At 70.4% G+C, this 12690-nt stretch carries 13 protein-coding genes; 12 read left to right on the forward strand and 1 reads right to left on the reverse strand.

The window, feature by feature from the left end; all coding sequences use genetic code 11:
- Nucleotides 1-8: 8 nt before the first annotated feature.
- The 12 genes from murD to AC5Y36_RS04955 all read left to right on the forward strand — a co-directional run bounded on the left by murD (nucleotide 9) and on the right by AC5Y36_RS04955 (nucleotide 11967).
- Nucleotides 9-1457 (forward strand): UDP-N-acetylmuramoyl-L-alanine--D-glutamate ligase, encoded by a 1449-nt coding sequence (gene murD, locus AC5Y36_RS04900; protein WP_500039753.1) that lies wholly within the window; start codon nucleotides 9-11, stop codon nucleotides 1455-1457.
- The gene (ftsW, locus tag AC5Y36_RS04905) at nucleotides 1405-2997 is read left to right on the forward strand and encodes a putative lipid II flippase FtsW (RefSeq protein WP_500039725.1); all 1593 of its coding nucleotides are present in this window, start codon (nucleotides 1405-1407) and stop codon (nucleotides 2995-2997) included. The genes murD and ftsW overlap by 53 nt, the downstream gene beginning before the upstream one ends.
- Entirely contained in the window at nucleotides 2994-4118 is a 1125-nt protein-coding gene (murG, locus tag AC5Y36_RS04910; protein ID WP_500039726.1) for an undecaprenyldiphospho-muramoylpentapeptide beta-N-acetylglucosaminyltransferase, read from the forward strand. The genes ftsW and murG overlap by 4 nt, the downstream gene beginning before the upstream one ends.
- Complete coding sequence (murC, locus tag AC5Y36_RS04915; protein ID WP_500039727.1) at nucleotides 4115-5563, forward strand: UDP-N-acetylmuramate--L-alanine ligase; 1449 nt, start codon at nucleotides 4115-4117, stop codon at nucleotides 5561-5563. Before murG ends, murC begins: the two co-directional genes overlap by 4 nt.
- Entirely contained in the window at nucleotides 5554-6513 is a 960-nt protein-coding gene (locus AC5Y36_RS04920) for a cell division protein FtsQ/DivIB (RefSeq protein WP_500039728.1), read from the forward strand. Before murC ends, AC5Y36_RS04920 begins: the two co-directional genes overlap by 10 nt.
- Nucleotides 6514-6816: 303 nt before the next feature.
- The gene (gene ftsZ / locus AC5Y36_RS04925; protein WP_500039729.1) at nucleotides 6817-7968 is read left to right on the forward strand and encodes a cell division protein FtsZ; all 1152 of its coding nucleotides are present in this window, start codon (nucleotides 6817-6819) and stop codon (nucleotides 7966-7968) included.
- Nucleotides 7969-8012: 44 nt separating this feature from the next.
- Nucleotides 8013-8717 carry a peptidoglycan editing factor PgeF gene (gene pgeF, locus AC5Y36_RS04930; RefSeq protein ID WP_500039730.1) on the forward strand — a complete coding sequence of 235 codons (705 nt, stop codon included), beginning with the start codon at nucleotides 8013-8015 and terminating at the stop codon, nucleotides 8715-8717.
- On the forward strand, nucleotides 8714-9451 hold the full coding sequence (locus tag AC5Y36_RS04935; protein ID WP_500039731.1) for a YggS family pyridoxal phosphate-dependent enzyme: 738 nt from the start codon (nucleotides 8714-8716) through the stop codon (nucleotides 9449-9451). The genes pgeF and AC5Y36_RS04935 overlap by 4 nt, the downstream gene beginning before the upstream one ends.
- Nucleotides 9452-9518: 67 nt before the next feature.
- A complete protein-coding gene (locus AC5Y36_RS04940) occupies nucleotides 9519-10148 on the forward strand; it encodes a cell division protein SepF (protein ID WP_500039732.1) in 630 nt (209 codons plus the stop codon).
- A 105-nt stretch (nucleotides 10149-10253) separates the two neighbouring features.
- Nucleotides 10254-10544: a YggT family protein gene (locus tag AC5Y36_RS04945; protein WP_500039733.1), complete on the forward strand. Its 291-nt coding sequence runs from the start codon at nucleotides 10254-10256 to the stop codon at nucleotides 10542-10544.
- A gap of 204 nt (nucleotides 10545-10748) precedes the next feature.
- Complete coding sequence (gene wag31 / locus AC5Y36_RS04950; protein WP_500039734.1) at nucleotides 10749-11564, forward strand: DivIVA-like cell division protein Wag31; 816 nt, start codon at nucleotides 10749-10751, stop codon at nucleotides 11562-11564.
- Between the two features lie 64 nt (nucleotides 11565-11628).
- Complete coding sequence (locus AC5Y36_RS04955) at nucleotides 11629-11967, forward strand: hypothetical protein (RefSeq protein ID WP_500039735.1); 339 nt, start codon at nucleotides 11629-11631, stop codon at nucleotides 11965-11967.
- Here the strand turns inward: AC5Y36_RS04955 and AC5Y36_RS04960 are convergent.
- Entirely contained in the window at nucleotides 11964-12644 is a 681-nt protein-coding gene (locus AC5Y36_RS04960; protein ID WP_500039736.1) for a phosphoribosyltransferase, read from the reverse strand. The genes AC5Y36_RS04955 and AC5Y36_RS04960 overlap by 4 nt on opposite strands.
- Nucleotides 12645-12690: the final 46 nt, after the last annotated feature.

Here is a 12690-nt window from a genome sequence, read left to right on the forward strand (position 1 = left end):
CCATGACCATGCTGGCGCCGTTGTCGCCCGGACTGCCGGTGCTGGTGACCGGCGCCGGCGTCACCGGCCGGGCGGTGCTGGCCGCGCTAGCCCCGCTGCACGTCGCGGCCACGTTGTGCGACGACAACCCGGGTGCGCTGGCCCCCCACTCCGACGCCGGCGTACCCACCGTGTCCGCGGCCGACGCCGTCGCCCGCATCGGCGACTACGCGCTGGTGATCACCAGCCCCGGCTTCCCGCCCACCGCACCGGTGCTGGCCGCCGCCGCGGCGGCACGCGTGCCGATCTGGGGTGACGTCGAACTGGCCTGGCGGCTCGATGCCGCCGGTCACTACGGGCCGCCCCGGCGCTGGCTGGTGGTCACCGGCACCAACGGCAAGACCACCACCACCTCGATGCTGCAGGCCATGCTCACCGCCGCCGGACGCCGAAGCCTGTTGTGCGGCAACATCGGTGACCCGGTACTCGACGTGCTGCACGAACCGTCGGAGCTGCTGGCCGTCGAGTTGTCCAGCTTCCAGCTGCACTGGGCGCCGTCGCTGCGACCCGAGGCCGGCGCGGTGCTCAACATCGCCGAGGATCACCTGGACTGGCACGGCGGCATGGCCCACTACAGCGCCGCCAAGGCCCGGGTGCTGGCCGGTCGGGTCGCCGTCGTCGGACTGGACGACGCACCGGCAGCCGCCTTGCTGGACCAGGCCCCGGCACCGGTCCGGGTCGGGTTTCGGCTCGGCGACCCGGCCCCGGGCGAACTGGGGGTGCGCGACGGCCTGCTCACCGACCGCGCTTTCGCCGACGAGCTGGCGTTGGTGCCGGCCTCCTCGATCCCGGTGCCCGGTCCGGTCGGGGTCCTCGACGCGCTGGGCGCGGCGGCGCTGGCCCGCGCCGTCGACGTCCCGGCCCCGGCCATCGCCACGGCCCTGGAGTCGTTCACCGTGGGCCGGCACCGCGCCGAGTTGGTGCTCGTCGCCGACGGCATCAGCTACGTCGACGACTCCAAGGCGACCAACCCGCATGCCGCGGAAGCCTCCGTGCTGGCCTACCCGCGGGTGGTGTGGGTGGCCGGCGGACTGTTCAAGGGCGCCTCGGTCGAGCAGCTGGTGGCCAGGATCGCGTCCCGGCTGGCCGGCGTGGTGCTGATCGGCCAGGACCGCGCCGCGGTTGCCAACGCGTTATCGCGACACGCGCCCGATGTCCCCGTTGTTGAGATTGTGACGGGTGAGGATATTGATATGCGAGTTATGCGTGCGTCTCCTGTTACCCGTGTGGTGCATGTGGTTGATGCGCCGGATGCGGGCTCTCGTGTGATGACCGCGGCCGTCGCGGCGGCTCGCGACCTGGCCCGAGCGGGCGACACGGTGCTGCTGGCGCCCGCGGGTGCCTCATTCGACCAGTTCGCCGGCTATGCGGCTCGCGGCGAGGCGTTCGCCGCCGCCGCCCGCGCAACCACCCGCTGATCGCGTGCTGACTGGAATCCGCCGCCTCGCGGCACGTAACCCACTGCGACGCCACGCCGACGGGTCTAGCAGTGGATCAAGTCTCGCGGAGAATGACCAAGCCCCGGCAAAGCCGGCAGCAACCGGCGCATCCGGTCCCCGGACCCGCTTCGGGGCCTGGCTGGGCCGGCCGATGACGTCGTTTCACCTGATCATCGCCGTCACCGCGCTGTTGACCACGCTCGGGCTGATCATGGTGCTGTCGGCCTCGGGGGTGCACTCCTACGACGCCGACGGGTCGGCCTGGATCATCTTCGGCAAGCAGGTGCTGTGGACGTTGATCGGTCTGGTCGCCTTCTACCTGGCGCTGCGGATGCCGGTGGCCTTCATGCGGCGGATCGCGTTCGCCGGCTTCGCGTTGACGATCGTCTTGCTGGTGCTGGTGCTGATCCCGGGCATCGGCACCGTCTCCAACGGATCCAGCGGGTGGTTCGTCATCCACGGCTTCTCGATGCAGCCCTCCGAGCTGACCAAGATCGCGTTCGCGATCTGGGGGGCGCATCTGCTGGCCGCGCGCCGCATGGAGCGGGCCACGCTGCGGGAAATGCTGATCCCGTTGGTGCCGGCCGCCGTGGTCGCGTTGGCCCTGATCGTCGCCCAGCCCGACCTGGGGCAGACGGTGTCGTTGGGGATCATCCTGTTGGCCCTGCTGTGGTACGCCGGGCTGCCGCTGCGGGTGTTCTGCAGCTCGTTGCTGGCCGTGGTGGTCGCCGCGGCGGTGTTGGCGATCTCCGAGGGCTACCGTTCGGCGCGGGTGCAATCCTGGCTGGACCCCACCGCGGACTCCCAGGGATCGGGATATCAGGCCAAACAGGCGCGGTTCGCACTGGCCAACGGCGGCGTCTTCGGTGACGGGCTGGGGCAGGGCACCGCCAAGTGGAACTATCTGCCCAACGCCCACAACGACTTCATCTTTGCGATCATCGGTGAGGAGCTCGGCTTCGTCGGCGCCTTCGGGCTGCTGGCGCTGTTCGGGCTGTTCGCCTACACCGGGATGCGCATCGCGCGCCGCTCCGCGGACCCGTTCCTGCGGCTGCTGACCGCGGCCACCACCCTGTGGGTGATCGGGCAGTCGTTCATCAACGTCGGCTACGTGATCGGTCTGCTTCCGGTCACCGGAATCCAGCTCCCGCTCATCTCGGCAGGTGGAACATCCACGGCCACAACGCTGCTGATGGTCGGTCTGCTGGCCAACGCGGCGCGGCACGAACCCGAGGCGGTGGCCGCGCTGCGGGCCGGCAGCGACGACCGGATGAACCGGCTGCTGCGGCTGCCGCTGCCCGAACCCTACGCACCGACCCGGGTCGAGGCGCTGCGCGACCGGCTGCGCAGCCGCCGCGGTGATGCGCCGCGGAAACCAGACCGCAAGGCCCCACCGGCCGCCCGGGCGGCGCGACCCCGTCCGGCGGTACGGTCGGCGCAGCGGCCAAGGCATCATGGAAGCGGCCAGCGCCCCACCCGGGGGCGCCCACGCGCACTGGAAGGTCAGCGTTACGGGTGAACGACTCGGTTGCACAGCCGGCGCCAGGATTGTCAGTCGTGCTCGCCGGCGGCGGCACAGCCGGCCACGTCGAGCCCGCAATGGCCGTGGCTGATGCGCTGACCGCGCTGGATCCCACCGTCCGCATCACCGCCCTGGGCACCGCACGCGGCCTGGAGACCAAGCTGGTGCCCGAACGCGGCTACGCACTGGAACTGATCACCCCGGTGCCGTTGCCGCGCAAGCTCAACGGCGACCTGCTGCGGCTGCCGCTGCGGGTGCGCCGCGCGGTGCGGCAGACCCGCGCGGTGCTGCGCGATGTCGACGCCGACGTGGTGATCGGTTTCGGCGGCTACGTGGCGCTGCCGGCGTATCTGGCCGCCCGCCGCCGGGTGCCGGTGCTGATCCACGAGGCCAACGCCCGCGCCGGGCTGGCCAACCGGGTCGGCGCCCGCAGCGCACGGCGGGTGCTGGCCGCGGTGCCCGACTGCGGGCTGCGCGACGCCGACGTGGTCGGGGTCCCGGTCCGCGAGGCGATCACCGTGCTGGATCGTGCGGCGCTGCGCGCGAGTGCCCGGGCCGAGTTCGGCTTCGGCGACGACGACCGGGTGCTGCTGGTGTTCGGCGGATCCCAGGGTGCCGAGTCGATCAACCGCGCCGTGTCCGGGGCCGCGGGTGCGCTGGCCGAGGCCGGGGTCGCGGTATTGCACGCGCACGGTCCCAAGAACACTCTCGCGCTGCCCGACCCCCGCCCCGGCGACCCGCCGTATGTGGCGGTGCCGTATCTGAGCCGGATGGACTTGGCTTATGCCGCAGCGGATCTGGCGATCTGCCGGTCGGGGGCGATGACGGTCGCCGAGGTGTCCGCGGTGGGACTGCCGGCGATCTATGTGCCGCTGCCGATCGGCAACGGCGAGCAGCGGCTCAACGCCCTGCCGGTGGTCAACGGCGGCGGGGGGTTGCTGGTCGACGACGCCGACCTGACACCGGATTTCGTGGCCACCACCGTCGCCGGTCTGCTGGGCGACCCGGACCGGCTGGCCGCGATGACCGCGGCCGCGGCCCGGGTCGGGCATCCGCGCGCCGCACACGACGTCGCCGCCGCCGCGCTGGAGATCGCCCGGACCCGGAGCCGGCGATGAGTCCCGCGGCGCTGCCGCCCGAGTTGGCGCGGGTGCATATGGTCGGCATCGGGGGAGCGGGCATGTCGGGCATCGCCCGCATCCTGCTGGACCGCGGTGCGCAGGTGTCGGGGTCTGACGCCAAGGAGTCCCGCGGGGTGCGGGCCCTGCGCGCGCGGGGGGCGCTGATCCGGATCGGTCACGACGCGTCGTCGCTGGACCTGCTGCCCGGCGGCGCGACCGCGGTGATCACCACCCACGCCGCGATCCCCAAAACCAACCCCGAACTCGTCGAGGCCCGACGCCGGGGGATACCGGTGCTGCTGCGGCCCACGGTGCTGGCCAAGTTGATGGACGGCCGTACCACTTTGATGGTCACCGGCACGCACGGCAAGACGACCACCACATCCATGCTGATCGTCGCGCTGCAGCACTGCGGACTGGATCCGTCCTTCGCCGTCGGTGGCGAACTGGGCGAGGCGGGCACCAACGCCCACCACGGCAGCGGCGACTGCTTCGTCGCCGAAGCCGACGAGAGCGACGGCTCACTGCTGGAGTACGCGCCCAACGTCGCGGTGGTCACCAACATCGAGGCCGACCACCTGGACTTCTTCGGCAGCGCCGACGCCTACACCGCGGTGTTCGACGAGTTCGTGCAGCGCATCGCCCCGGGCGGCGCACTGGTGGTCTGCGTCGACGATCCCGGTGCGGCCGCTCTCGCCGAACGCACTGCGGCGCTGGGGATTCGGGTCCTGACCTACGGCAGCACCCCCGGCGCGGAGCGGGCCGCCACGCTGCTGGACTGGCAGCAGCAGGGCACCGGCGCGCTCGCCCACATCCAGCTGGCCGGACAGCCGCACCCGCAGGCGATGCGGCTGTCGGTGCCCGGCCAGCATATGGCGCTCAACGCGCTGGGTGCGCTGCTGGCAGCCGTGGAGGTCGGGGCTCCCGTCGAGTCGGTGCTCGACGGCCTGGCCGGATTCGACGGCGTGCGGCGCCGATTCGAGTTGGTCGGCACCACGGCGTCGGTGCGGGTGTTCGACGACTATGCGCATCACCCCACCGAGATCAGCGCGACGCTGGCCGCGGTCCGCGCGCTGCTGGAGGAGTCCGGCCGCGGCCGCGCCGTCGTGGTGTTTCAGCCGCACCTGTATTCCCGGACGCAGGCTTTCGCCGCGGAATTCGCCGCCGCCCTGGACGCCGCCGACGAGGTATTCGTATTGGACGTGTACGCCGCCCGCGAACAGCCGCTACCGGGGGTCAGCGGCGCCAGCATCGCCGAACGCGTCGGCGTCCCGGTGCACTACGTACCGGATTTCTCCGCGGTGGCGGCGGCGGTGGCGGCGGCGGCCGGGCCGGGCGACGTCATCCTCACCATGGGCGCCGGGGATGTGACGCTGCTGGGCCCGGAGATCGTCAGCGCGCTGCAGGTGCGGGCCAATCGGGAGCCGGGGCAGTGGCGCTGAACCCGCCCGGCGACGACGAGGGCCGCAACGCGCCGGACGCCGACGAGGACGTCGTCGCCAACGAGGCACCCGCCGACGAGGCCGCACCGGCGACCGACACCGAATCCCCGGGTGAGCCGGACACCGCGGCCGACGAAGAGGGCCCACGCCGGCGGGCCCGCCGGGAACGCGCCGAACGACGCGAGGCCGAGGCCCGGGCCCGCGCCATCGAACAAGCCCGCTTGGAGGCCAAACGCCGCGCCCGGGGGCGGCCGGCCGATACGGCCAAACCCGCGGCCCGCGGCGCCGTGCGCGGCCTGAAGATGGTGCTGATGACCGTGCTCGCGGTGCTGCTGGCGGTCGGACTCGGCCTCATCCTGTACTTCACGCCGTTGATGTCGGCCCGCAGCGTCGCGGTCGTCGGCACCGAGGTGGTGACCGACCAGGAGGTGCTTGCCGCCGCGCAGGTGCGGGTCGGCACCCCGCTGCTGCAGATCGACACCGACCAGGTCGCCGACCGGGTCGCCGCGATCCGGCGGGTGGCCAGCACCCGAGTGCAACGCGACTACCCGTCCACCCTGCAGATCACGATCGTGGAGCGGATCCCGTTGGTGGCCAAGGATTTCGCTGATGGTCCCCACCTGTTCGACCGGGACGGCGTCGACTTCGCCACAGCACCGCCCCCACCCAAGCTGCCGTTCCTCGACGTCGATGACCCGGGCCCGACGGATCCGGCGACCAAGGCCGCACTACAGGTGCTGACCGCGCTGGCGCCCGACGTCGCCGGCCAGGTGGGGCGGATCGCCGCCCCGTCGGTCTCCTCGATCACGCTGACCCTCAACGACGGTCGGGTGGTGATCTGGGGGACCACCGACCGGACCGTGGAGAAGGCCGAGAAGCTGAGCGCGGTGCTGACCCAGCCCGGGCATACCTACGACGTGTCCAGTCCGGGCCTTCCCACCGTCAAATAGCGCTCCGCCGGGCGTGAACCCAGCTTCACGTTCGATCGCGAGGGTGAGGCCAGCTTCACACTCGGCGGCGAGCGCGGTGATATTCACGCCCGGTGGCCAAAATTTCGCCGGCGACCTTCGGCGCGCCTGCACAAATCGTCGACGCCGCGGCCATACGGTTCTGATTGCGCGGAACAACTTGACATAACTCTAATCCTCTGGTTGAGGTTGAGGGTTTGAAAACGGTCAGGAAGCTCGGCGTCAGGCCATGGTTCCACCGGGATCCCACCGGATCCCGCCCAGTCCTCGGGAGGAAGACGAGTGATGACCCCACCGCACAACTACTTGGCCGTCATCAAAGTCGTGGGCATCGGTGGCGGCGGTGTCAACGCCGTGAACCGGATGATTGAGCAGGGCCTCAAGGGCGTCGAGTTCATCGCCATCAACACCGACGCGCAGGCATTGTTGATGAGCGACGCCGACGTCAAGCTCGATGTCGGCCGCGACTCCACCCGCGGCCTCGGTGCCGGCGCCGACCCCGAGGTCGGCCGCAAAGCCGCCGAGGACGCCAAGGAAGAGATCGAGGAGCTGCTGCGCGGCGCCGACATGGTGTTCGTCACCGCCGGCGAGGGCGGCGGCACCGGCACCGGCGGCGCACCGGTCGTGGCCAGCATTTCGCGCAAGCTCGGGGCGTTGACGGTGGGCGTGGTCACCCGGCCGTTCTCGTTCGAGGGCAAACGGCGCAGCGGGCAGGCCGAGGCGGGTATCGGCGCCCTGCGGGAAAGCTGCGACACCCTGATCGTCATCCCCAACGACCGGTTGCTGCAGATGGGCGATGCCGCGGTGTCGCTGATGGACGCCTTCCGCAGCGCCGACGAGGTGCTGCTCAACGGCGTGCAGGGCATCACCGACCTGATCACCACCCCCGGCCTGATCAACGTGGACTTCGCCGACGTCAAGGGCGTCATGAGCAACGCCGGCAGCGCGCTGATGGGCATCGGCTCGGCCCGCGGCGACGGGCGGGCGCTCAAGGCCGCCGAGATCGCGATCAACTCCCCGCTGCTGGAGGCCTCGATGGAGGGCGCCCAGGGCGTGTTGATGTCCATCGCCGGGGGCAGCGACCTGGGCCTGTTCGAGATCAACGAGGCGGCCTCGCTGGTGCAGGAGTCCGCGCACCCGGACGCCAACATCATCTTCGGCACCGTCATCGACGACTCGCTGGGCGACGAGGTGCGCATCACCGTGATCGCGGCCGGCTTCGACACCAGCGGCCAGAGCCGCAAGGCCGCGACCGGCGCCGGCGGCCAGGCGTTCGCGCCCGGCAAGGCTGGCAAGGTCGGCACCTCGCTGTTCGAGCCCGTCGAGGCGGTCAGCGTGCCGGTGCACACCAACGGCGCGACGGTGAGCGTCGGTGGCGGCGGCGATGACGGGGTCGCCGACGACGACGTCGACGTGCCGCCGTTCATGCGGCGCTAGCTTTCCGCCGCGAGCGTGTCTGCCAATACACTGCCCGGTCGGTCATGAACCGTATTCGCCGGGTCACGACGACCCGGGCCGGGGGCGTCTCGGCGCCGCCGTTCGACACCTTCAACCTCGGTGACCACGTCGGCGACGATCCCGCCGCGGTGTCGGCCAACCGGGCCCGGCTGGCCTCGGGGATCGGCTTGGGTGTCGATCGGGTGGTGTGGATGAACCAGGTGCACGGCGACCGGGTCGCCGTCGTCGACGGGCCCCGCGAGGCAGCCTTCGACGACACCGACGCGCTGGTGACCTGCGAGCGTGGGCTGGCGCTGGCGGTGGTGACGGCCGACTGCGTCCCGGTGCTGCTGGCCGATGCGCGCGCCGGTGTCATCGCGGCGGTACACGCCGGGCGCGTCGGCGCGCAGCGCGGTGTGGTGGTCCGCACGCTGGAGGCGATGGTGGCCGCCGGAGCGCAGCCGCGGGATGTCTCGGCGCTGCTGGGCCCGGCGGTCAGCGGCGCCAACTACGAAGTGCCCGGGGCGATGGCCGACGAGGTCGAGGCTGCCCTGCCGGGTAGCCGCACCACCACCGCAACGGGCACTCCGGGGCTTGACCTGCGGGCTGGAATCGCAAGGCAGCTCAAGGGTTTGGGCGTCGGCGCCATCGACATCGACCCGCGCTGCACGGTGGCCGACCCGAACCTGTTCAGCCATCGCCGCGACGCGCCCACCGGTCGGCTGGCCTCGGTGGTGTGGATGGAATGAGCACCGGCCGGGAATCCGAATTGGCCGCGGCGCTGGCGGCGGTGCGCACCAGGCTCGACGTTGCCGCGCAGGCCGCCGGCCGCGACAGCGGCGAGATCGAACTGCTGCCGATCACCAAGTTCTTTCCGGTCACCGATGTCGCGATTCTGTCCGCATTGGGCTGCCGGTCCTTCGGCGAGTCCCGGGTGCAGGAGGCGTCGGCGAAAGTGGCGGACCTCGCCGCGCTGGAGCCGGCGCGCCCGGTGCACTGGCACATGGTGGGCCGGATTCAACGCAACAAGATCACCTCGATCGCCGGGTGGGCGCACACCGTGCATTCGGTGGGCAGCGCCGAGGTGGTGGATGCGCTGGATCGGGCGGTGGCCGACGCCCGGCGCGCACACCCGCTGCGGGTGTACCTGCAGATCAGCCTCGACGGCGACCCGCAGCGCGGTGGCGTCGACGCGACTTCGCCCGCTGCGCCCGGCGCGATCGACGATCTGTGCGCCCGGATCGACGCCGCGCGGTCGCTGAAACTGGTTGGTCTGATGGGTATCCCGCCGCTGGATTGGGATCCCGAGACGGCCTACGCGCAGTTGCGCGATCAGCACCGCCGGGTGCTGGATGCGCATCCGGACGCGACCGGATTGTCGGCGGGCATGTCCGGCGACCTCGAAATCGCGGTAAAACACGGTTCTACGTGTGTGCGTGTCGGTACCGCGCTAATGGGTCCACGGCGGTTACGGTCACCGTGAATAGTCACTCCAGTCACATCTTCATCACAGACACCAGAGTCGCCAGCAGCCTAGAAGGGGTCACGCGATGAGCACACTGCATAAGGTCAAGGCCTACTTCGGGATGGCGCCGATGGAGGACTACGACGACGAGTACTACGACGACGAGGACCGTGCCCCCTCGCGCGGGTACCAGCGTCGCTCAGAGCGGTTCACCGACGAGGGTTACGGCGGCCGTTACGAGGGCCGCGACCGCGACTACGACGATGGCGGCTACTCCGGGGGCTACAAAGGCGGCTACGACGAGGATGTGCAGGAGCCCCGCTTCCGGCCCCGCGAGTTCGAGCGGCCGCGGTTCACGTCGATGCGTGGCTCCACCCGCGGCGCGCTGGCGATGGACCCGCGCCGGATGGCGATGATGTTCGACGAGAGCAGCCCGCTGTCGAAGATCACCACGCTGCGCCCGAAGGACTACAGCGAGGCCCGCACCATCGGCGAGCGGTTCCGCGACGGCACCCCGGTGATCATGGACCTGGTGTCGATGGACAACGCCGACGCCAAGCGACTGGTCGATTTCGCCGCCGGCCTGGCGTTCGCGCTGCGCGGCTCGTTCGACAAGGTGGCCACCAAGGTCTTCCTGCTGTCACCGGCCGACGTCAACGTCTCCCCGGAGGAGCGGCGCCGCATCGCCGAGACCGGTTTCTACGCCTATCAATAGTCAGCCTCGCCGGCGAGCCGGCTGGCAGTGACTGGGTAGGCTGGGGCCTGTCATGGCTGACCGCCGGTCAGCGGGGTCTATTTCTCATCGGTGAGGTCGGTTTAGGTGGCGCGGTTCTTCGACATTCTTGGTGTCGTGCTGTTCCTGTTCTGGCTGCTGCTCATCTTCCGGCTGGTCATCGAGTTCATCCGGTCGCTCAGCCGGGACTGGCACCCGCGGGGTGCGCTGGTGGTGATCCTGGAGCTGATCTTGAGCCTGACCGACCCGCCGGTGAAGTTGTTGCGCCGGCTAATCCCGCCGCTGAACCTCGGGATGGTCCGCTTCGACCTGTCGCTGATGTTGTTGCTGCTGCTGTCCTGGTTCGGGATGACGCTGGCGTTCCAATCGGCGCATTAACGCAGCCGAACAGCCGCGCCGCCGGCCCCGTCAACGGCGTGTGGCAAAAGTTTGAAATTCGCCCTTAATTATCGGGCTACTGGGCGACCGCCGCGTCTGGTGTGACAGGATGGGCGCCAGTTACAGTACGGCGAGCGGATACTTAGTGCGATCTTCCACTTGCCGAATCGTTACGACCGTCAAGACTCGAGGGGGCAGGACAAAATGCCGCTTACACCAGCCGATGTACACAATGTGGCGTTCAGCAAACCGCCTATCGGCAAACGCGGTTACAACGAGGACGAGGTTGACGCCTTCCTTGATCTGGTAGAGACCGAGCTGACTCGGCTTATCGAGGAGAATTCCGACCTTCGCCAGCGGGTCAGCGAACTCGACCAGGAGCTCGTGAGCGCGCGGTCGGGCGTGGGCGCTCAGCCGACCCAGGCCATCCCGCTCTACCAGCCCGAACCCGAGCCCGAACCGGTGCGCGAACCGGTGCGCGAAGCCCCGGCGGCGGCGGCACCGGCGGCGGCATCCAACGAAGAGCAAGCCCTCAAGGCTGCCCGGTTGATGAGCCTGGCCCAGGACACCGCCGATCGGTTGACCAGCACCGCCAAGGCGGAGTCGGACAAGCTGCTGGCCGATGCCCGCACCAACGCCGACCAGATTCTGGGCGACGCCCGCCGCGAGGCGGAGACGACGGTCGCCGACGCCCGCCAGCGTGCCGACGCGATGCTGACCGACGCGCAGTCCCGCTCGGAGAGCCAGCTGCGCCAGGCGCAGGAGAAGGCCGACGCCTTGCAGGCCGACGCCGAGCGCAAGCACTCCGAGATCATGGGCACCATCAACCAGCAGCGCACCGTGCTGGAGGGCCGGCTCGAACAACTGCGGACCTTTGAGCGCGAGTACCGGACCCGGCTCAAGACCTATCTGGAATCCCAGTTGGAGGAGCTCGGGCAGCGCGGCTCGGCCGCGCCCGTGGACTCCAGTGCGGGCAGCGACACCGGCGGCTTCAACCAGTTCAACCGGGGCAATAACTGATCGGGGCGCCGGCCGTCGCCGCGGTGGCGTCAGGTAGCGTGCCCGTCGGCTGGAAGGTTGACCGATGCTGATTATTGCGCTCATTCTGGCGGTGATAGCGCTTGCCGCCCTGGTATTCGCGGTGGTGACCAGCAGCGCGGTGGTGGCCTGGGCGTGCATCGGCGCGAGCCTGCTGGGCGTGCTGCTGCTGATCATCGACGCGGTGCAGGAGCGGCGGCGCCGGGTTCCGGGCAGCGCCGAGGACGAGACTGAATCGGATGTGCCCGACGACAGCGCTCAGGACGAAGCCTCCGAGCCTGGCGACGATGACGCGGCCGACGCCGCCGATGAGGCCGATGAGGCCGAGCCGTCGAACGAGGACGAGGACGCCGAGTCCGAAACCGACGACAAGACCGCCCCTTAACCGACGGTCGGGGTGGTCAGCAGGGTGCGCACCTCGTCGTCGCTCACCTGGTGAAAATCGTGGTACGCCTGTCCCACGGCTTGAAATGACGGCGGCGTCGTCGCGCACACCACGTCGTCGGCCTGCTGGCCGAATTGCTCGAACACCGCGGTAGGTCCGACCGGCACCGCAACTACCACCTGATCGGGCGCGGCGGCCCGTACCGCCAAGACGGCGACACCCATGCTGGCGCCGGTGGCGATTCCGTCATCGACCAGGATCACCGTCCGGCCGCCGGGATCGGCGGGCGGCAAGCCGCCGCGATAGGTCTCCTCGCGCCGACGCAGCTCGGCCGTCTCCCGGGCGATCACGGCCTGCACTTCGTCGTCGGTGATACGCAGATCGGCGATGACGTTGTCGTTCATCACAACCCGGCCGCCGGTGGCCAGCGCGCCCATCGCCAACTCCGGCCATTGCGGCACCCCCAGCTTGCGCACCAGGAAGACGTCCAGCGGCGCCCCTAGCGCCCGCGCGACTTCCCAGGCCACCGGAACCCCGCCGCGCGCCAGACCTAGCACCAGGACGTCGCCGGTGTCGCGGTAGGCGGTGAGTTCTTCGGCCAGCACCCGACCTGCCTCGCGCCGGTCACCGAAGCTGCGCCACGAGGTCCGCCGATGAAATCCGCGCGGTCGAGTCATGCTTTGTCCAGCCTACGACCGGCTTGCAAACGTGACAGCCCGTTGG

It is taken from the genome of Mycobacterium sp. NGS50 (assembly GCF_059812545.1).